This window comes from Streptomyces macrosporus, assembly GCF_039533145.1.
GTDB lineage: Bacteria > Actinomycetota > Actinomycetes > Streptomycetales > Streptomycetaceae > Streptomyces > Streptomyces macrosporus.
The window spans coordinates 152671-174144 of the sequence record NZ_BAAASZ010000035.1 but is presented as its reverse complement, the minus strand read 5'-3'; the positions used below and the strand labels follow the sequence as shown (position 1 = coordinate 174144).

Annotated in this window: 12 protein-coding genes and 2 pseudogenes; 8 read left to right on the top strand and 6 right to left on the bottom strand. The window is 69.4% G+C overall.

The window, feature by feature from the left end:
- Positions 1-284 precede the first annotated feature (284 nt).
- Together ABD335_RS25465 and ABD335_RS25460 are read left to right on the top strand one after the other, a co-directional pair.
- Positions 285-692 (top strand): YciI family protein, encoded by a 408-nt coding sequence (locus ABD335_RS25465; protein WP_344327755.1) that lies wholly within the window; start codon positions 285-287, stop codon positions 690-692.
- Between the two features lie 10 nt (positions 693-702).
- Entirely contained in the window at positions 703-1848 is a 1146-nt protein-coding gene (locus ABD335_RS25460) for an RNA polymerase sigma factor (protein ID WP_344327706.1), read from the top strand.
- A 955-nt stretch (positions 1849-2803) separates the two neighbouring features.
- Here the strand turns inward: ABD335_RS25460 and ABD335_RS30960 are convergent.
- The 6 genes and pseudogenes from ABD335_RS30960 to ABD335_RS25440 all read right to left on the bottom strand — a co-directional run bounded on the left by ABD335_RS30960 (position 2804) and on the right by ABD335_RS25440 (position 7512).
- Positions 2804-3214, bottom strand: a complete 411-nt coding sequence (locus ABD335_RS30960; protein ID WP_425583737.1) for an integrase core domain-containing protein — start codon at positions 3212-3214, stop codon at positions 2804-2806.
- Complete coding sequence (locus ABD335_RS25455) at positions 3178-3315, bottom strand: hypothetical protein (RefSeq protein WP_344327705.1); 138 nt, start codon at positions 3313-3315, stop codon at positions 3178-3180. Before ABD335_RS25455 ends, ABD335_RS30960 begins: the two co-directional genes overlap by 37 nt.
- Before the next feature lie 89 nt (positions 3316-3404).
- Positions 3405-3650, bottom strand: a pseudogene (locus ABD335_RS30955) (IS110 family transposase); the annotation flags it as partial.
- A 313-nt stretch (positions 3651-3963) separates the two neighbouring features.
- Positions 3964-4585 (bottom strand): annotated as a pseudogene (locus ABD335_RS30950) (transposase); the annotation flags it as partial.
- 390 nt (positions 4586-4975) lie between these two features.
- Entirely contained in the window at positions 4976-6088 is a 1113-nt protein-coding gene (locus tag ABD335_RS25445) for a cytochrome P450 (RefSeq protein WP_344327703.1), read from the bottom strand.
- A gap of 167 nt (positions 6089-6255) precedes the next feature.
- On the bottom strand, positions 6256-7512 hold the full coding sequence (locus tag ABD335_RS25440; RefSeq protein ID WP_344327701.1) for an ATP-grasp domain-containing protein: 1257 nt from the start codon (positions 7510-7512) through the stop codon (positions 6256-6258).
- Between the two features lie 502 nt (positions 7513-8014).
- Here ABD335_RS25440 and ABD335_RS25435 point away from each other — a divergent pair.
- Genes ABD335_RS25435 through ABD335_RS25410 form a run of 6 tightly spaced genes read left to right on the top strand, consistent with a single transcriptional unit; the run spans position 8015 to position 21455 of the window.
- Positions 8015-9757, top strand: coding sequence for a non-ribosomal peptide synthetase (locus tag ABD335_RS25435; RefSeq protein WP_344327700.1), 1743 nt, complete (start codon positions 8015-8017; stop codon positions 9755-9757).
- A 3-nt stretch (positions 9758-9760) separates the two neighbouring features.
- Positions 9761-11209, top strand: coding sequence for an AMP-binding protein (locus tag ABD335_RS25430; RefSeq protein WP_344327699.1), 1449 nt, complete (start codon positions 9761-9763; stop codon positions 11207-11209).
- Positions 11200-12195, top strand: a complete 996-nt coding sequence (locus ABD335_RS25425; RefSeq protein WP_344327697.1) for an alpha/beta fold hydrolase — start codon at positions 11200-11202, stop codon at positions 12193-12195. Before ABD335_RS25430 ends, ABD335_RS25425 begins: the two co-directional genes overlap by 10 nt.
- A 55-nt stretch (positions 12196-12250) precedes the next feature.
- Complete coding sequence (locus ABD335_RS25420) at positions 12251-15406, top strand: non-ribosomal peptide synthetase (protein WP_344327694.1); 3156 nt, start codon at positions 12251-12253, stop codon at positions 15404-15406.
- 5 nt (positions 15407-15411) lie between these two features.
- Entirely contained in the window at positions 15412-18003 is a 2592-nt protein-coding gene (locus ABD335_RS25415) for a beta-ketoacyl synthase N-terminal-like domain-containing protein (RefSeq protein WP_344327692.1), read from the top strand.
- Complete coding sequence (locus tag ABD335_RS25410; protein WP_344327690.1) at positions 18000-21455, top strand: non-ribosomal peptide synthetase; 3456 nt, start codon at positions 18000-18002, stop codon at positions 21453-21455. Before ABD335_RS25415 ends, ABD335_RS25410 begins: the two co-directional genes overlap by 4 nt.
- Positions 21456-21474 lie beyond the last annotated feature (19 nt).

Genomic DNA, 21474 nt, shown 5'->3' with positions numbered 1-21474 from the left:
CTGCTACCGGCGGCGGGGCCGGTGGCCGTGGGTGAGGTCTCGCGAGGTCTCGGCGTGCTTCCCGACCGCGTTCCGGCAGGTGTGCCGGTTCGCCCCGAGCCGCAGCAGGCTGACCGCCCACCCCCGCTGCCCGGCTGGTGGGCCCGGACACCGCGAGACGGCTCCTTCCGGCCCGTCCACGCGGGCCGAAAAAGTGCGGACGGCGATGTCGAGAATCCGTGATCGGCTCCGTCTCCGGGGTGAACGCGACCACAATGGGTCGCATCAGCACCGAGGAGAAACCGATGGCCAAGTACCTGCTGCTCAAGCACTACCGCGGTGCCCCGGCTCCGGCCAACGACGTGCCCATGGACCAGTGGACGCCAGAGGAGATCTCGGATCACGTGCAGTACATGCGCGACTTCGCGGCCCGGCTGGAGGAGACCGGCGAGTTCGTCGACAGCCAGGCGCTCGCCCCCGAGGGGATGTTCGTCCGGTACGACGGCGAGGGCCGCCCGCCGGTCACCGACGGCCCGTTCGCCGAGACCAAGGACCTCATCGCCGGCTGGATGGTGATCGACGTCGACAGCCACGAGCGCGCCATCGAGCTGGCCGGGGAGCTGTCGGCCGCCCCCGGGGCGGGCGGGAAGCCGATCCACGAGTGGCTCGAGGTGCGCCCGTTCCTGGCCGCCCCGCCCACCATCACGGAGTGAGATCCCGGAGATGGACGAGGTCCTGCTCCGGAACCTCACGCCGAGCGTGCTCGCGATCCTCGTCCGCCGCGGAGCCGACTTCGCGGCGGCCGAGGACGCCGTGCAGGACGCGCTGGTGGAGGCGGTCCGCGTCTGGCCGGCCGACCCGCCGCGGGATCCGAAGGGCTGGCTGGTCACCGTGGCCTGGCGCCGGTTCCTCGACGCGACCCGGGCGGACGCCGCCCGCCGCCGGCGCGAGCACCTCCTCGACCAGGAGCCGCCGCCCGGTCCCGCGCCCGCGGTGGACGACACGCTCCGGCTCTACTTCCTCTGCGCCCATCCGTCGCTGACGCCGGCGTCCGCGGTCGCGCTCACGCTGCGCGCCGTCGGCGGGCTGACCACCCGGCAGATCGCCCGGGCCTGTCTGGTGCCCGAGGCGACCATGGCGCAGCGCATCAGCCGGGCCAAGCGCACCGTCTCCGGCGTGCGGTTCGACCGGCCCGGCGACGTCGCCACCGTGCTGCGCGTCCTCTACCTGATCTTCAACGAGGGCTACTCCGGCGACATCGACCTCGCCGCCGAGGCCATCCGGCTCACCCGGCGGCTCGCGGCCACGATCGACCACCCCGAGGTGGCGGGACTGCTCGCCCTCATGCTGCTCCACCACGCCCGGCGCGCCGCCCGGACCGCGCCCGACGGCAGCCTGGTGCCGCTCGCCGCGCAGGACCGCGGCCGGTGGGACACCGCGTCGATCGCCGAGGGCGTCGCGATCCTGCAGGCGGCCTTGGCCCGCGACCGGCTGGGCGAGTTTCAGGCCCAGGCCGCCATCGCGGCCCTGCACGCCGACGCGCCCACCGCCGAGGAGACCGACTGGGTGCAGATCGTCGAGTGGTACGACGAGCTCGTGCGCCTGACCGACAGTCCGGTCGTCCGGCTCAACCGCGCGGTGGCCGTGGGCGAGGCCGACGGACCGCGCGCCGGTCTGGCGGCGCTCGCGAAGCTGGACGCCTCGCTGCCCCGCCACACCGCGGTGGCGGCGTACCTCCACGAGCGCGCCGGCGACCCGGCGACGGCGGCCCGGCTGTACGCCGAGGCGGCCCGGAAGGCCCCCAACCTCGCCGAGCGCGATCACCTGACGCGCCAGGCCGCCCGGCTCAACGCCCGCCGGTGCCGCTGACGGGGCGCGCTCGCCGCTTCCCGCGGCGCTCGGCGCGGCCCCGTGGCCGGAGCGGTCGCCTCACCGTGAGCGGACGGGTCGAGACCAGCCGTGCGACGCGTTGCCGGCGGGGAAGCCCAGCGGCGACGACAGGCGCACCGGAGGCGCGGTGTCTCGAGAGATCCGCCCCTTGAAGTGCCCGGTGAAGGCGACCCGTCTGCGACGGTCCGGCTGCCCGACAAGCGGCTCACCCAAGCTCGTCGCCGGTGGGGACGGCCGGCTGAACCGCGCCGGTGCACACCCGCCCGGGTCCGCCGGGGGTTCCGGCACCTCCGCGCGAAGGCCGCTCGTCCCGCCGGTGTGCCCAACCCCTCCCGGCCGGACCCCGGACGCCTGCCCGGCTCACGGAACCGCAGGCCAGTCCCGTACCACGAACCCGGAAGACCGCGAAACGAGCCGCAACCCTCACCGAACACGTCCGCTTGGAACGGCAGCGAGGTCGAACGACAAGCTCGCACCGAACGATTTACGGCCCCCCAAACCGGTTGCTGCGAAGAGGATGAAAGGCATCGGATCGTAACCGTGGAGTGTGGACGATCTTGATTCAGGCCCGGGGGAGAGGGTTGTCGATGCGGTGGACACGGCGATTCAGTCCGGTGGCGGCCATGGTGACGGCCGTCGTCTTCGGTACCGCGGTGCGCAGGCGAATGCCGCGGAGCCTCCTCGGAATGTCGGCCGGCTCTACACGGTGGGCAGCAGCGGCGCGGTGTTCTTCGACGCCGACCTGGCCGACCACTCGTCGATGGAGAAGATCACGGTGTGCGACAACAAGTCCGATGGTCGGGGCATCGTCGCCACGGTCACCGGAACCGACCCCCGTGGCGGTGGCATGGCGGTCATCCTGCGGAACCCGTCCAACAACGGCAGCTGCACCGCGGACTACGACAACTTATTCGCCGACGGGTCTACGTGTACGTCACGGTCTGTGAGTACGGGGGCGACAACGAGGAGAACCGCAGGAGCGCCAGGGGCGTGGCGTAGGTCCGACCGCAGGCTTCCGGGACAGGGCGTTCCACAAGTGGTCTCCACCGTCTGCGGGACGCCCCACCCGTGTCGTATCCAGCTGATGTGCCCCGGCTTGCGTGGAGTCGAGCTGCTGGAGAGCAGGCGGTCGAGGGGCTGCCCTGAGCTCGAACTCGACCGGTGTGAGCATGCCGAGTGCGGAGTGCCGACGTGGTCGGGTGTGGAAGATCACGAGGTACTCGAGGATCGCGTCGGCCAGTTCCGGGCGGGTGCGCCACCCGCGGCGGTTGAGCGGCTCGGTCTGCATCCGGCCCCAGAACGATTCGATCATGGCGTTGTCGTAGCGGTCGCCGATCGTGCCCATCGAGGGAACCAGGCCCGGGGGATGGGCGAGGAACCGGCGTAGGCCTGCAGGTCGCGGGCGGTGGCGAACCCGGTGCGGTCGTCTCCGATCTCGGCGAGCACCCGGGTGCCGGGTTGGAGGTCGAAGCCGGGGAGACCGAGGATGATCCCAGCGTCCGGGCGTTGAGGGAAAAACTCCGCGACCGCCTCCGTGAGGCTGTCGGCGGCGGCCGGTGGGCATGCATGTCGGTGCGCAAGATACTCGCAAGGGCCGGGGCGTCACCGGGGTCGGACTTCTTGCGCGAGACGCTGTGCCGGTCGCGGTAGCGGGCCGCGGCCATCGGGGTGATGGCGAAGATCTTGCGCTTGCCGGTCCGCAGGACCACCACGAGCAGACCGCGGAAGGTCCCGATGGCCACCGGGATCGGGTGCTCCTCGGTATCGCCGTGCTCGGCGAGCGGGAACTCGGACGGCCCGGGTAGATCGAGAGGGCACCGTGCAGCGGGCTCGCACCACGAATGTCAGCGAGCCGGCACAGCAGGTGGCGGCGGCCGCGAGGACACCGAACGCTGCCGATCCCGACCGAGGCGGCAAGGCCAGGTCGGGTGAAGGCATACGCACAGAGGTCAGACGACCGCCACCACCGCGCACAAGAGCCGCACGCCGTTCCACGGCCAGAGGCGACGATCGGAACGGGAGACGGCACTACGGGCCGTGTACTCGAACAGTCCTGGGCTGACAGCCCCATGGAGATTGCTCTCGGCACCGCATCAGGTCGGGTGCACAGGGCGGCAGATAGGGGATCGCCGGCCGGTCTCGGGACGTGGCGAACTCGCGCAGCTCGGCTGCCTCGTGGACGTCCAGGCCGTCCCATAACAGGGCGATCCGGCCGTCGAGCCGGGCGTGGGCGACGGTCAGCAGACCGCGGTCGTCGCGCCAAGAGAAGCTCTTGCGCCCACCGTGACGGGGCCGGTAGAACAACCGCGACCGGTGTCCGGTTCGTAGCGGGTCAGGGCCGCGATCGAGACCCGTCGGTGAGAGCGGCCCCGGCCCCGCACCACCGGGGGTGGGGCCGCGTGGTGCCCGGGTGCGCAAGCGCGGCGGCGTCATGGAGGAGCCGGTTTCGTCTTCGAAGATCAGCCAGGCTCCACGGGCCGCCGCCTGGCTTCCGCGCAGGGCCACACTCTCCCGCGAGCGGGGGCACCCCCACCTTCACCCGGCTGGCGACCGCCTCGTCGTCCCGCTCCATCGCGCGGCGTGCCGGGGGTACCGCCCGGCCGAAGACCGGGGGAGACTGACAGGAGCAGCCGGTGCGGATCAGCGGCTTGCGCACGCCCCGCAGGGTGTAGGTCGGGTGAAAGCGCCGCTCGATCACCTTCGTGATCCGGCCCAGGGCCGGCGCCGCATCGACCGCACACTGCCCGTAGCTCCCCGGCGAGCACCGCGTTCGTCTCGCTCTGCTCGCTCCGGGTGAATCGCTCGGCCGCCCGGAGCCGCGACCGCCCCCGGGACCGCTGCCGCTCGGCGGTCAGGGCCGCCGCCGTGTGGATATACCGCATTCCATCGGCGTATCGCAGGGATCGAGGACTGCAGGCCCCTCACGACACCACGAGTTCAACCTCGGTAACCACGGCTCGACCTGCCTGCTCTCACATTATGTCCGCGACACGCTTCAGGAATGAGGGAAGGACGAAAGACGGAGCCGTCGGGCGGCCCAGAGCTGTCAGGGGCGATGGGGCCCGTGGCTTCCCACCGGGCGAGATGCCCAGGCGGTCTCGGGACGTCACCTCGATGTGCTCGCACGGGTGCGAACGGGACGGATCTCAAGGCTTTCGAGGACCGGTACGCCGAAGTGCCGCTTGACGACCGGCGCAGTCACCAGTTCCACGGCATCCCATTTGGCGACCAACTGCCGGAGGACGATCTGGACCTCGAGTCGGGCCAGGCCGGCGCCCAGACAGTAGTGTGGTCCCTGCCCGAAGGCCAGATGCCGTCTGATCCGCCGTTCTTCCAACAGATGATCCGGTTCGTCGAAGACCTCGCCGTCCCGGTTCGCCGCTCCCAGCATGAGGAGTACCAGCTCGCCCTCGGCGATCCGGTGGCCACCGATCACGACGTCGGACATCGCGACCCGGGCGACCTGCCGGACCGATGTGTCGAACCGCAACAGTTCTTCCACCATGGAGGCGTTCCCAGGACCGCCCAATTGAGACCAGAGATCCGCGTGCAGGGCCGAACGAACTGCTTTGCCGATGAAGACCGAAGTCGTCTCGAAACCCGCATAGACCAGCAGGCTGGCCACGCTGAGGATATCTCGTTCGTCGATCTCTCCCGCGAGCCGGGCACGGCGCAGGAGGCCGAGCCCTGAGTCATCGGGGAGTTCCGGCCGGGCCAACGCCTCCCGCACGACGCCCTCCAGGCCCCGCAGTGCTCGGTGTCCGCGCTCGACGACCTCCGGAAGATAGTCGGCATAGAGCAGAGCGGCAATATCCTGACCCCATTCCGCCAGGCTCCGTGCCACCTCTCCGGGCATTCCCAGAAGACGGCAGATCACCCCGCTGGAGAGCGGTACCGACACGTCCTTGACGATGTCGAGTCGGTCGTGTTTGCCGTCCAGTAGTCGCGTGACCAGATCTTCGATATGAGGCTGGAAAGCGGCGAGTTGCTGTGCCGAGAAGAGCGGAGCGACGAGCCGGCGAAGTTTCATGTGCTGGTCGCCGTCGTTGAACATGAACCAACGGCGAACCGTGTCATCGGTCCTGGTCGGCCCTTCCAGGGAGATAGACCCGTCGTGCAGCGTGGTGTTCGCGTGCGCGGGCCAAGCGGAGGACATCGCGGGGTTCCGCAGCAGTGCGGTGACCTCGTTGAAACCGGTGACCACCCAGACATCGAGCACATCCTCCCTGAGGACGGCCGGTCCTTCGCTCAGCCGGAGGTAATCGGCGCAGGGGTCGTCCTGGGGACTGCTCTCCGCCGCGTACGGGCATTTTCTGATCACGATGTGAACCAGTGCCTATTCTGTCGAATGTCGCAATATCGGAGAAGGGGCCGGTGAACCGCGGATCACGGGGTGGAGCGCAGATAGGTCACGCGTACGATGTCGTCCAGTTCGGAGACCAGTGATTCAAGTTCGGTGTGGGTCTCGACCTTGCCGAAACATATGTAGGTATGACCGAGTCGGCCGCTGCGCCAGTCGATCTCCTGCCCCGGTTCCTGGAGCGCCAGCACACGGGACACCTCAGGTCTGCGCCGCAGGGCGTCCATGCCGTCGACCGTCAGGAGGCCGACCGCGTCGGCCGGGGGCACCTTCGCGTACATGAAGGCGACACCCGAGGAGGGTGATGGTGGCCGCTTCGGCAGCCCCCGCCGGTCGCCCAGCGCCACACGCGCGGCGATCTCGATGGCGTTCGGCCCGCCTGTTCGGCGGAGCAGGTCGTTGACCCTGCCACCTAGTCGGCCGTTCACCTCGATGACCTGCGGACCATCGGGCGACAGCTTCACTTCGGTGTGGAAAATCCCCCACCGCACACCCAACCCGTGTAGCGCACGGTCGACCACCTCGGTGACCGCGGCTCTCGACTCACGGGGGAGTGCGTCGGGGAAGAACGATCCCGTCTCCCTGAACGGTTCGGCGAGCGGGAACTTGCCGCAGACCGCCAGGTGCTCGATGCTGCCCTCGGACACCACCGAGTCCACCGAGACGTAGTCGCCCCAGGGGCCTGCCGAGCCCGGGGAAGGGATCTCCGCTTCCAGAACGAAAGGCTCATGACCGGCTGCCGGGACGGACTCGTCGGGGAACACCTCACGGCAGGCTTGTCGGAAATCCTTCTCGGTGACGAGCCGGTACGTGCTCCGGCTGCCCGTGCCCGTGTCCGGTTTCAGGACCGCGGGGCCGCCGACCTCGGCCCAGGCGGCGGAGAGCGCAGCCGAATCCCGAACCAGACGGGTGGCCACACGGGAGGCGCCACACGCGTTGAGCAGCCGGCGTTGGACCGACTTGCGGGTGAGGGCGTGAACGGTCTCGATGTCGTGAAACGGGAGGCCCAACGCATCGGCTAATTCCTCCGCCAAATCCAGTACGTGGTCGCTGAAGGTGACGATCCCCTCGGGTGAAAATTCCCGGAGACGCTCGGCGGCGGCGGGCAGGCTCATTCCTCTGATGTCACAGAGGGCGCCGAACTCGCTCATCACGTCGTAGGGGAATTCTTCGTGCTGCGAATCGCCGCAGACGAAAACAGGGATGGCGAAATCTTCCAGCGCGGAGATTATGTCGTACACTCCCGCCGAGCCAAGATCGTAGACGATCGCGATGCGCCGCACCGATATTCCTCTCGTTCTGCCGCCGGAAAGGCCGTCTGTGCGCACGATGGAAGCCTGGGTGAACAAGAGCGGGTGGCTTCGCCGATCAGTGGAAGAACGCTAACACCGGAATTCACGACGGGTCTGTGATTCATGTCACACGCATGCGATAACGGAGGTGATGATCACCATGATCCCCTCCTGGGTGATCTTGTGAGGAATGTCCAAATGTGAAAAACTCTTTTGTGCCCGCAGGGTTCCGTGTAGGCTGCCGCCGACCGTCGTGACTTCAGTGTGTGCAGAAGTGTGCGTGGTGCGATCCGGATGCACCTACCCGGATTGCGTGTTGTGGTTGCGTGTCGCACCTCCGTCGGGAAAACTTCCCGAACTTGTGCTTGGGTTCTTCAAGTCGGCGCAGATGCGATGTCTGTCCGCCGGTGTTGTCGAGGCGTGAAATCCGATGGCTGTGCTGTCGGTTCAGTGGTGCTCGAAATGGGATGGCGTCTTAAAAGGGGGGACAGTCTTGACCGTCCAGACGGGTGAAGACACGGTGCATGGACTGATCGAGCGGCTGGTCTTACGGTCGCCGGATGCCACGGCCGTCGAGTGCGACGGTGACCGGCTCTCCTTCGAGCAGTTGTGGCGGCGGTCCGCCGTGGTCGCCGCTCGGATCCGGGAGATCCCGGGCCACCGGACCGGGGACCTGTTGGCGACCCTCTTTCCACGCGGTATCGAAGGGATCGTCGCGCAGCTGGGAATCTGGCGCGCGGGATGTGCGTACCTCCCGCTGGACCCGGCGCTGCCGAAGGGTCGGTTGGACGCCGTCCTGGCGGATGCCCGGCCGCGGGCTGTGCTGACGTCCCGGGACATCGACCGTCGGGCCGCGCACGGTGTGCCGGTCGTGCGGGTCGCGGCGGAGGATCCGGGCCCCGGGCCCGATCTGCCGCCGGTCGCCGAGACGGAGATCGCGCCCGCGTATGTCATCTACACCTCGGGTTCCACGGGAACGCCCAAGGGTGTGGAAGTGGGGCACCGCAGCCTGGTCCGCCTGGTGGCATGGCACGGGCAGAGGTACCGGACCCGCGCCGGGGTGCGCGTCGCCGCGTTCGCCGGGCTGGGCTTCGACGCCTCCGTGTGGGAGACGTGGGCGACGCTGGCCAACGGTGCCACCCTCGTCCTGCCGGCGACCGTGCTCCCGGCCGACCTCGGACAGATCTCGGAGTTCCTCGAACGGCACGCCATCGAGCAGTGCTTTCTGAGCACCCCACTCGCCGAGCAGATGTTCCTGCTTGGGGAGTGCCCGGCCTCGCTGAAGGTGCTGACCACCGGTGGGGACCGCCTCCGTATCCACCCGCCCGGCGACTTTACGGCCGCGGTCTTCAACCATTACGGGCCGACCGAGGCCACGGTCGTCACGACGGCCAGTGCGGACCTCCGGACCTGTGAACGGACCGGACTCCCCGTCATAGGCCGCCCCATCGACCCGGCGCGCGTCCAACTGGTGGACGCCGACGGGGAGGAGATCACCGATTCCAAGACGGACGGCGAGCTCCTCATCGGTGGCGGGATCCTCGCGCTGGGGTACCGGCACGACGAGACGCTGAACAGCGAGCGTTTCGTCCACGGCGACGACGGTTCCCGCTGGTACCGCTCCGGAGACATCTGCCGGTGGAACGAATCGGGCGAGCTGGAGTTCGTCGGGCGCCAGGACGGACAGGTGAAGATCAGCGGGTACCGCATCGAACTGGCCGAGATCGAGCAGGTGATGCTCCGTACCGCCAGTGTGGACCAGGCCGCCGCGGTCGTCCGGAGAACGGAGGACGGAGACACGATTCTGGCCTTCTACTGCGGCGCGGCCGAGGAAGGAGACATCCGAGCCGGCCTCAGGGAGAATCTGCCGGGCTACATGCTGCCTGCGGTCATACGGCGCATCGAGAGGATGCCGCTCAACAGCACGGGCGGAAAGATCGACCGGAACGCCTTGCTCTCAGAACACCCGGACGACCGGCGGGAAGCGGGCGAGCCCACGGCGCCGCGCAGCACCCGGGAACGGGTGTCGGACATCTGGTCGTCGATGTTGGGCTGCACCGTCGGTGAGTCGGACAACTTCTTCGACGTGGGCGGGCACTCGCTCAGCGCCGCCAGGATCACCGGGCGGGTGCGCAAGGAGTTCGGTATCGCCATCGGCCTCGGAGCGATCCTCAACAATCCGGTCCTGACCGACTACGCGGACCGAGTGGACGAACTGCTGCGTGGCGGGAAGTAACTGATGACCACCATCTGGGACGCGATCCGAGAACAGGCCGGGCGCACGCCGCGCGCACTGGCCGCCGTCGGGCACAGACGGTACACCTACGCGGACATCGTCGAGCAAGCCGAGGTGCTCGCCGGCTCGATCGCGGAGCACGCCGACCGCGGCGACCTGGTCGCGCTCGACTTCGACGATCCCGTGAGCGGCGGTGTCGCCATGCTGGCAGCGGCACGCCGCGGTTGCGCGTTCATGCCGCTCAACAGGAAGAGTCCGCCGGACTACCGAGCGAGAGTCCTCTCGGACGCTCGTGCCGCCGCTGTCGTACGGCTGTCCGGTGAGTGCCGCTTCTCCGTCACAGGCACGGGGTTGTCACGGACCGGCGGCTCGGGCGCGGAACCCTTACCGGACGCTGCCTATGTGATGTACACCTCGGGCTCCACCGGGAGTCCCAAGGGCGTCGTCGTCCCGCACGGCGGCCTGCTGGCGAGACTGGCCGGTCTGGCGCGGAAACCGGGCCTCGGCCAAGGCGACTCCATCGCGGCTCTGACCGCGCTGTCGTTCGACATTTCCATCGCCGAGATCCTGATGCCGCTTTCCGTCGGTGCGCACTTCATCGCGGCGCCGGACACGGCACGGAGCGATCCGGGCGTGTTCTCGGAGTTCCTGGCCGAGCACCGGCCGGATGTCGTGCAGGCCACGCCGAGCTTCTGGCGGCTGATGAGTGCCGGGGGATGGCTCGGCGCACCCGACAGCCGGATCTGGTGTGGCGGCGAGGCGCTGACAGCTCCGCTGGCCCGTGAACTGATCGGCAAGTGCCGACAGTTGTGGAACCTCTACGGCCCGACGGAGGCCACCATCTGGGCGACCGCGGCTCTTGTGGAATCGGCGGACCGGATCACGCTCGGAGACGTGTTGCCGGGCGGCGGCATGTGTCTGGACACCTGGGAGTCGCCCCACCTCCTCGAGGGCGAGGTCCTGCTCTACGGTGAGGGCCTGGCGGCGGGATACCTCGGGCAGGACGACCTGACGGCGGAGCGGTTCCGCTCGCGTCGGACACCGGACGGTCGACGGCGCGCATACCACAGCGGGGACCGGGCGCGGCTGCGGTCCGACGGCGCGCTGGAATTCATCGGCCGCCAAGACGGACAGATCAAGCTCCGGGGTCACCGCATCGAACTCGGTGAAGTGGAGACGACCCTGGAGGGCCATCCGGCGATCTCGGAAGCCGTGGCGATCCTCCAAGACGCCGCTCGTCCGGAACGGGCGTACATATCGGTGTTCGTCGTCGCCCGGGACGTCTCCCAGAGGGAGATCAGGGAGTGGGTGCGCACGCGGCTGCCGGAGAGCCACTGCCCCACCAGGATCAATGTTCTCGATTCGCTTCCCCGCACCGCCGCCGGAAAGGTGGACCGGGTCCGTCTGGCCAGTGCCGGTGGCAGCAGCAAGGAGAAAACACGGTGCGGTTGAACGGCGCGGGGCAGTCCATGAGGGAGAGCATAGTCGGCGCCTGGCGGGCAACACTCGAACAGGATTCCCCCTCCGACGAAGAGAACTTCTTCGAATCAGGAGGAAACTCGATCCTCCTGGTCGAGTTCCAACGCAGATTGTCCGAGGCGCTCGGTTTCGGCGTGGCCCTGCGGGAAATATTCGAGAACCCGACAGTGGCGGGAATCCAGGCGCGGCTGTCCGGCAGAGCCGAGTCCGCGGCGTCCCCGGGTACGCACGGGCCGCAAGAACCGGTGCGGTTGTTCTGCCTGCCGTACGCCGGATGCTCCGCGCGGATCTACGAGCCGTGGAAGGACAAGCTGGCCGACTCGATCGCCGTGAGGCCGGTCGAACTGCCGGGCCGCGGTGCGCGATGCACGGAGAAGCCCGTTTCGGAACTTCCCGCGCTGCTCGACGATCTGACTCGCGCCATCGCACCGGAAACCGGCTCGGACTATGTGGTCTTCGGGCACAGCTTCGGCGCCGTCATCGCCTACGAGCTGGTCAAACACCTGGAAGCGGGATCACTGCCCGGCCCGAGAGCCTTGGTGGTCTCCGGCTGCCGCGCACCGCACCAGGCGACTCCGGCCAGGGCCATTCACGACCGCACGGACGCGGAATTCCGCGAGGGGCTGCGTCGAGTGGGCGGTACGCCGAAGGAACTGCTGGAGAACGACGAGCTGATGGAGCTCTACCTTCCCGTCATCCGTGCCGACTACAGGATCCTGGACCTCTACCGCCCGCTCGGTGACCGTCCCGAGGTCGATTGCGACATCATCGCGCTGTACGGGAGCGAGGATCCGGATGCGGACGAGTCCGATGTCCGGCGGTGGGGTGCGTACACCAAGGGGAGTTTCACGGTTCACGAGGTGACCGGAAATCACTTCTTCCTGCACTCGGCCGAGGACCAGGTACAGGCCCACATTCTCCGGGACCTTGTGCCTCCGCCGATTTCACACACAGGGTGAGGTCCCGCCGGCTGTCCGACCGTGATCGGCCGGTCGATTTCCGCTCGCTCCGTCCATGAAACCCCCATCAGGCGTCCCGGAAGAATGTTCAGGACTGGTCGTGACCTCACAAGGCGCTCTCCTAACCCAACAGCAGCAGGCAATCTGGGCTGCCCAACAACTGCATCCTTCGAGCAACCAGTACAACGTGCCCGTCGCCTATCGGCTCAGTGGCGCGGTCGATACCGGGGCGCTGGACCGGGCCCTCGTGGAAATCCTGCGAACGCACCCTGTGCTGCGGACCTCCGTAGGGGAGTCCGAAACCGGACTGCCCTTCCAGACCATCAATCCGAGCCCGGAGTCGGTGTTGCGCGTCCGACGGACGGAGGCCGACCGGCTGCTGGACATCCTCACCGATGAGGCCTCGGAGCCCTTCGGCGGCGACACCTCCTGCCGTCTGCGGGCCCGACTGTTCGTCACGGGTGACGACGAGGCCACGCTGCTGCTGGTCTTCGATCACCTGGCCGTCGACGCACCGTCCGTGCACCTTGTGTTGAGACAACTGGAGGCCGCGTACGGGGCCTTCGCGGCGGGCGCAACGCCGGAGCCACCGGCGAAAGACGCGGACTACTTCCACTACGCGTCCTCCCAGCACGAGTGGTTCCAGAGCGAGTCGGGACGCCAGGACGCGGAGTACTGGGGGGAGTACGTCCGCGATCTGGACCCGGAACCCCTGCTTCCCCGCTCCGCGCGGGGAGGTAGGGGCGAGTTCGCCCCCACCGCGTTCGTTCCCGTCGAGATACCTTCCGGACTGCTGCGAGTCGCGGGAGAACTGCACATCACGCCGTTCTCCGTGCTCATGGCCTCCCTTTCGCTGACCATGCGGAACCTGTACCGGTCGCGGGACGTGCTCATCGCCTACCCCGTCGTGGACTGGAGGCGGAGCGAATACGAGGGCGTTGTCGGCCTGTTCACGCAGATGCTGCTGTTCAGGTCGCCTGCGGTGCGGGGCCGGTCCCTTCTGTCTTACGCCCGCGACGTGCAGGAGGCGCTGGCCGAGGGCCTCGACCACCAGGGCGCGTCACTGGACCTGATGTGGGCGAGGCTTCGGGAGAACCGGACGGTGGGGGCCGACATCCCCGTGATGCTGTCGCTCAACGAGGCCGAGGGCGAAGTCCTGCGGCTGCCCGGGATCGGCGCCGAGCAGATTCCGGTGGCGCCCCGCTCCGCGAAGGCCGATCTGCTCCTCTCCGTCAACCTGCACGGCGACCACGCGACGGGGCGACTGGACTTCCGGACGGACCTGTACGACGCGCCGACGGCGGAGCGGATCGCGACGGCCTTCAGCCGCGCTCTGGCCCGGATCGTCGCGGGTGCCGACGGAGCGGCCGAGGACGTCGACCTCGTGTCCGAAGCGGATCGGCACAAGCTGCTGGAGAGGTTCGCCCGCGGGGAGACGTGGGAGGACGAGGTTCCCCTGTGGCTCGAGTCGTTCTCGGAGCGAGCGGCCGGATCCCCGGACGCGGTGGCGTTGATCGAGGGTGACACCGAGATCACGTACGGCGAGCTGGATCGGCGCAGCCGTGCGCTAGCCACCCGGATCGCCCGCTGCCGACTGCCCGCGGGCAGCCCGGTGGCCGTTTGCCTGCCCCGGTCGGCGCGCTTCGTGGTCGCCGTGGTCGCCGTCCTGCGCCAGGGTCTGGCCTTCCTGCCCGTCGATCTGGAGCAGCCGGTCCGGCGACGGTCCCTGATCCTTGCGGACGCGGGTGCGGTGGCGGCGGTCGTGGACGGCGAGGAGGCGGCCGGCGGGCTCTCCCGGAAGGTGCGGCCCGTGGTGTACGACGACACCGATGTCGATGCCGACACCGAGAACGCCGCCGACGCGGAGATCACGAGGAACTCGCCGGCGTATCTGATCACCACATCGGGTTCCACGGGACTGCCCAAGACCGTCGTGGTACCGCACGGTGCCATCGCCAACAACCTGGCCTGGAAGAGGCGCGAGTTCGGGTTCGGCGCCCGCGATCGGTTCTACTTCAAGACTCCGCCCGTCTTCGACGCGTCGGTCTGGGAGTACCTCGGCCCGCTGAGCGTCGGCGCGTCGGTGGTCGTCGCACCGGCCGGAGCACACCGTGACCCACGGCTCCTGCTCGAAGAGATGCGCCGGCACGGCGTGACGGTCGTCCAGTTCGTTCCCACACTGCTCAAGATGGTGCTGGCCGAAGACGCCGGCCTCGGCAGCTGCACCGGACTGCGCTGGCTCTTCTGCGGCGGCGAACAATTGGACCAGGCCGTGGTGAGGGCCGTGCAGAGCTCGTGCGAGGCACGGGTGGTGAACCTCTACGGACCGACGGAAGCAGCCATCGACGCCACTTTCCATCTGTGTGCGTCCGCGGACGGGGAGGGCGGGGCCGTGCCGATCGGCCGTCCGATCCGAGGGGCGGACGTCCATGTGCTCGGCCGCGGGGGACAACTGCTGCCGCCAGGTTTCGTGGGTGAGCTCCACATCGGCGGCGCCCCGCTGGCCACCGGCTACGCCAACAGGGACAAACTGACCGCAGAACGGTTCGTACCGCACCCCTATGCCGGGGACGCGTCGGCCCGTCTCTACCGCACCGGTGATCTGGTCAGGTTCCGGGAGGACGGAACCCTCGAATTCGTGGGCCGGGATGACGCTCAGGCCAAGGTCCGCGGACTCCGCGTCGATTTGGACGGGATCCGCAGCCTGCTCTGCGAGCATCCCCGGGTCGCCGACGCCGCAGTGGTCGTCCGGCCCGAGGCGGCGGACTCGCTGGTCGCCTACGTCGTCTCCCGGGAAGGCGTCGACACCCGCGAGGTCCGCGCCCACCTGGCCGCGCGGCTGCCCGCGGAGCTGGTGCCGAGCCATGTCGTGGCGGTCGGGGAGCTGCCGCTGACCCCGTCGGGGAAGGTCGACCTGCGGGCGCTCCCGGAGCCGCAGGGCGGGGAGGCGGTCTCCGGCGGCTCCGCTCCCCGCACCGCACTGGAGCGGCGGCTGACCCGGCTGTGGGCCGAGCTGCTCCAGGTGCCGGACGAACGGGTACCGCGGAACGTCAGCTTTTTCGAGCTGGGCGGGAACTCGCTCACCCTCATCCGCCTGCACCGGAGGCTCAGGGCCGAATTCCCCGGCGACATCCAGGTGACCGACCTCTTCAAGTACCCGACGGTGGCCGCTGTCGCGGACTTCCTCGGCTCTGACGAAAGGCACGGGTGATCCGAATGACCCTGCTGCAGGAGCAGCAGCCCATCGCTGTGGTGGGCATGGCGTGCAGGTTTCCGGGTGCCCGGAACGTCCAGGAGTACTGGGAGAGGCTCTGCCAGGGCGAGAGTTCCATCGTCCGTCCGTCCGAGGACGTGCTCCGCTCGATGGGGGTGCCGGAGGAGGTCCTCTCCGACGAGCGGTACGTGCCGGCAGCGGGCCTGCTGGAGGACATGGACCTGTTCGACCCGGGCTACTTCGGCATCTCCCCGGGCGAAGCGGAGAACATGGATCCGCAGCACCGGATATTCCTGCAGGAGGCGGTCCACGCACTGGAACACGCAGGAATCGCCGACCCCGGGCGCCGACCGCGCATCGGCGTGTTCTGCGGCACCGGCGAGAATCGCTACGCGGAGCTGCTGGAGCGGCCGGATGACGCCGCACGCGCCCACCGGCACATGATCGACACACCCGCGGCGCTCCCTCTCCGGGTCTCGTACCACCTCGACCTCAACGGACCGAGCGTCTTCGTGAGCAGCCTGTGCTCGACATCGCTGACGGCCGTCCACCTCGCGCGCCGCAGTCTGCTCGCCGGCGACTGCGACGTGGCGCTGGCCGGGGCCGTCTCCCTGCAACTGCCGCGGCACCACGGGTACCGCGCCGTCGACGGCGGGGTCGCGTCCGCCACCGGCGAGCTGCGTCCCTTCGACGCGGCGGCCGACGGCACGCTGCCCGGGAGCGGCGTCGGGATCGTGGTGCTGAAGCGGCTGGGCGACGTCCACGACCGGGACGTGGTCCACGCGGTCATCCGCGGCTCGGCGCTGAACAACGACGGTGCGAACAAGCAGAGCTTCGCCGCGCCCAGTGTGGACGGCCAGCGCGAGGTCATCGTCGCCGCCCTCGCCGACGCCGGCGTCGACCCGACGACCATCGGCTTCGTCGAGGCGCACGGCACGGGGACCCCCCTCGGGGACCCGATCGAGATGGCGGCGCTGAAGGAAGCCCGGGCCCGGTTGGGGGTGAGCAGCCCCTGTGCGATCGGCGCGGTGAAGTCCTCCGTGGGGCATCTGGACACCGCGGCCGGAATGGCCGGCCTCATCAAGACGGTGATCGCCGTGCGGGAGGGCGTGGTGCCCGCGATGGCCGGACACGTGGAACTCAGCCCTGCCATCGACCTCGACGGCACCGGCCTGTTCGTCAACACCCGGACGCAGCCGTGGCCGCAGACCGCGGTGCCGAGGCGAGCAGCCGTCACGGCACTCGGCGTCGGGGGCACCAACGCGCACGTCATCCTCGAGGCGCCGAGCACGGACACCTCGGGGGAGGCCGTGCCGGCGGTCGACCTGCCCGAGGTGTTCCCGGTCTCCGCGCACAGCGCCGCCTCCTTCGAGCGGCTGTGCACGGAACTCGCACATGCTGTGGCCGGCGGCCCGGACCTCCCGGCCGCGAGCATCGCGGCGACCCTGCAGCACCGGCGCGGGCACCGGCGGCTGCGGCGTGCCTGGGTCTACGAATCGGCCGGGGAGTTCGCCGAGGCGCTGGGGTCCGCTCCCCGTCCGGCGGTACCGGGAGAGCTCGTGCTGCACGTGGACCTCGAGCGAGAGGGAAGGTTCTCCTCCGATCCCGCGCTCGGCGCGCTGCTCCCCGGGCTCGCCGAGGAGCAGCCGGACGGGGGAGGGTCCGACGGTCTTGAGAGCCGCTTGCGCACGGCCTGCCGCGCACTGGAGTGGCTGCGGGACCTGGGCGTCCGGCCGCACGCGCTGTCGACCACCGGAGCCGGTGTGTACGCGGCCGCCGCCCACGCCGGAGGACTGCCCGTGGACGTCGCCCGACGGTGTGTCCGGCTGCACGAACTGGCGTTCGCCGCGGTGCGGGACCACGGCGACCTGGACGCCGCCGAGCAGATTCTGCAGTCGCTCGAACAGGAGCTCTCGGCCGCCGCGCTGGAGCCTCTGACCTGCGAGGTCAGACCGGTCGACATCGACCGCCCGCTGCGGGCCGGCACGCCGCTCACCGCGGTCCGCCTGGTCGACGTGACCCGCTCGGCCCTGCTGGACGGATTCGACGAACAGGGCCGGACCGAAGCCGTCGACGTACTGGGGGCCCTCGGCTCCGCGCGACGGTGGCTCTCCCTGGTGGCCCACTGCTGGGAGCTGGGAGCCGAGGTCGCATGGGAGCGACTGCATCCCGGCACACCGGCCCGGCCGGTCGACCTGCCCCTGTACCCCTTCGACGAGCAGCGGTACTGGGCGGCCGGTGGGGCGCCGGTTCCCGCGCCCGAGACCGCCCCCGCGGCCGAGGCCGTCGAGGGCGTGAAGGCGCCGGACGATGTGCTGCCGGTGCTCTCCGGGATCTGGGAGGAGGTGCTCGGGGTCTCCGGCGTCAAGCCCGACGACAGCTTCTTCGCGCTGGGCGGCCACTCGCTCGTCGCCTCACAGGTGATGGTCAGGATCCGCGACAGGCTCGGGGTGCGGATCTCGCTGGGCGGGCTGCTGGAGGCGGAGACGCTGTCGGGCATGAGCGCCCTCGTCGAGCACGAGCGGTCCTCCGCGGCCGTGTTCGAAACCCTGACCGAAGACATCGACGACACGATGGGGACGATCGAGCTGTGACTGTCCTGGACCTGTTGAAGGACCTCTCGGACCGTGGCATCCGGCTCTCCGCCAAGGGCGACACCCTCGCCGTGTCCGCCCCCGACGGTGTGCTGACCGAGCGGATCCGCACCGACATCCGGAACAACCGGCAGCAGATCGTCCAGTTCCTCCGGGAGTACGCGGAGGAGCAGGCACGACGACGGGTGACGATCGAACGCATCGACCGCGGTCGGCCGATTCCGGCATCGTACGCCCAACAGCGGCTGTGGCTGGTGGAGCAGACCGCGACCGAACTGCCGGTCTACAACATGTACTTCGCCACCGAACTCACCGGGAAACTGGACGTCGATGCCTTGAAGGGCGCGGCGCAGGCGCTGATCGACCGCCACGAGGTGCTCCGTACGGCGCTGCGGGAGTCGGAGTCCGGACTGCTGCAACACATCGACGAACACTGCCGGGCCGTCTTCGAGGAGCACGAGGCATCGGCCGACGACCTCGACGAGGTTCTGCTGGCCATCCTGTCCACGCGCTTCGACCTCGCGAAACCACCGCTCATCCACTTCCACCTCGTGCGTACCGGCGAAGAGCGCTGGATCTTCGTGGTGAAGCAGCACCACGTGATCTCGGACGGGTGGTCGACGGGCATCATCAAAAAGGAACTCTCGGAGCTCTACTCGGCCGGAATCCAGGGCAAGGAGGCCGAACTCCCGCAGCTCACCGTGCAGTACGCCGACTACGCGGCATGGGAACGCCACTGGCTGGGCACCGAACTGGCCGGGAGACAACGGGACTACTGGCGCGAAGCCCTCGCGGACCTCCCGCCGCTGCTCGACCTCGTGCCCTCGCGCAAGCGCGAGGCGGTGCAGAGCTACGGGGCGGGATCCCTCACCTTCCACTACGACCGGGAGTTCCTCGACAGGGCGCGTTCGTTCTGCGCGGAGGCCGGTACCACGCTGTACAGCCTGCTCGTCGCGGCCTACTCGCTGCTGCTCTCCCGCATGAGCCGGTGCGACGACATCGCTGTGGGAAGCCCCCTGGCCAACCGTCCCTACCCCGCGCTGGAAGGCACACTCGGCCTCTTCTTCAACTCCATCACCATCCGCTCACGGATCGACGACCGTCGGTCGGTCCGCGAGTACCTCGCCGCCACCAGGCGTACGGCCTACGAGGCCTTCGCACATCAGGACCTGCCTTTCGACCAGGTGGTCCAGATCGCCGCGCCGGACCGGAGCAGTTCCCACTCGCCGGTCTTCCAGAACGTCTTCATACTCCAGACCTACCCGGGCGAGGACCTGACCCTGCCGGGCGTGCGGGCCGTACCCGCATCGACCCCCGTCTTCTCCGCCCAGTACGACCTGACGCTGAAGCTCCGTGAAGACGACGACGGAATGCAGGGGCTGCTGACCTACAACAACGCCCTCCTCGACGCCTCGGACGCCGGTCGGCTCGTCGTCTGGTACCGGCAACTCGTGGAGCAGATGTGCGCGAATCCGGACGCACGCGTGGGCGACCTCCAGCTCATGGACCCCGACAGCGCCGAACGGATAGCGCGATGGAACCGGGAGACCGCGCGGGACGTCCCGGACGTACCCGTCCACGAGCAGATCGGACGACGTCTCGTGGAGGACCCCGACGCGGTGGCCGTGCGGTTCCGAGGCCGGCGGGTCTCCCGCGGGGAACTCGCCGCGACGGCCGAGGCCGTCGCCGCCGGACTCCAGTCGGCAGGTCTGCCGCCCGGCACGCGCGTCGGCGTCATGGTGCCGCGGTCGCCGGAGCTGCCTGCCGTGCTGCTGGGTGTCCTGCGGGCAGGCATGACGTATGTGCCGCTCGACGGCACCGCGCCCGAGGGCCGACTGGAGTACATGCTCGAATCCGCCCGCTGCGCCGCGCTGATCACCGACGACCGGTACGCGGAGCGGTGCCCGGGGTACACCGGGCACCGGCTCGCTCTCGCCGAACTGCTGCACACCACCTCCGCTCCGGTACCGACGGAGCCCGCCGACTCCGCATACGTGATCTTCACCTCGGGCACCACGGGGAAGCCGAAGGGCGTCGAGGTCACGCACGGGAACCTGGCGAACCTCTTCGTCGCTCTCGACGAGGCCGTACCGCTGCCCCGGTCCTCGGTTTGGCTCTCGGTGACCGCGGTCACCTTCGACATCGCCGTCGTCGAACTCCTGTGGACCCTGTACCGGGGCGTACCGGTGGTCCTGGCGGAGACGGCGGAAACGCTGAGCCTGTTGACCGAGGCCCCCGAGCAGCAGGAGGCGGCACTGATCCCCGAGCTGATCCTCGGCGAAGGGGTCACCGCGCTCCAGGCCACACCGACGCTGCTCCGCGGCATGCTGCGGCTGCCCGACGCGGAACGGGCGCTCGCGTCGCTCCGGCTCCTGATGGTCGGTGGGGAGGCGCTGGATCCCACCTTGGCCGCGAAGCTCAAGGAACTCGGCATACGGCGGGTCCTGAACATGTACGGCCCCACGGAGACGACCGTCTGGTCGACCTGCTGGGAGGTGCCCGACGAGGCGGACCGGATCCTCGTGGGACGGCCGCTGGCCAACACCGTGGCTCACATCGTGGACTCCGCCTGGAACCCGCTGCCGGTCGGCATGTTCGGTGAACTGGTCATCGCCGGCGCCGGTGTCGCCCGGGGATACACGGGCAATCCCGAGCTCACGAAAGAGCGCTTCCTCCAGCTTCCCGCCGTGCACGGGGAGGGCGCGGTCTACCGCACCGGCGACATCGCGAGATGGCTGCCGACGGGGGAGATCGAACTGCTGGGGCGAGTCGACAACCAGGTCAAGGTGAACGGGTACCGCATTGAGCTCGAGGAGGTGGAGCAGGCGATCAACTCGCTGGGCGGGGTGGCCGAGTCGGCCGTTGTGGTGCAGCGGCACGGGGACCGCGACGTTCTGGTGGCCCACTGCGTACCCGAGGACCCGGCGACGTTCGACGCGGCGGAACTGCGCGTCGGCCTGTCGCGGCTGCTCCCGCACCAGATGGTCCCGGCCGTCTTCGTGACACGCGATGCCCTGCCCACCACCACGAGCGGCAAGACGGATCGCAACGCCTTGCCGCGGGTGGCGCCGACGGCGCAGAGGACGGCCGCCCCCACTTCTCCGGCCGGCGGTCTCGAGGAACGGCTGCTGAAGATCTGGCGGCGTCTCCTGGACAACGAACAGTTGAGCGTCACGGACGACTTCTTCCGCGTGGGCGGCAATTCCCTGCTGGTGGCCAGACTCCTGACGGAGGTACGGGCCGAGATCGATCCGGACGCACGGATCGTCGACCTCTTCCGCCACCCGACCATCCGGGGTTACGCGGCCCACCTGAGCGACCCCGGGGGAGCCGGGGCCGCGCCGGGCGGACCGGACCCGACGGCAGCCGGGCGTCATACGGCTCGGCTGGAGCGCAGGCAGCAGGTGGCCCGGAAACGACGCCTCCGCCGGCCGCGAGACGGGCGCGGCTGACGCCCCGCCCCCGCCCACG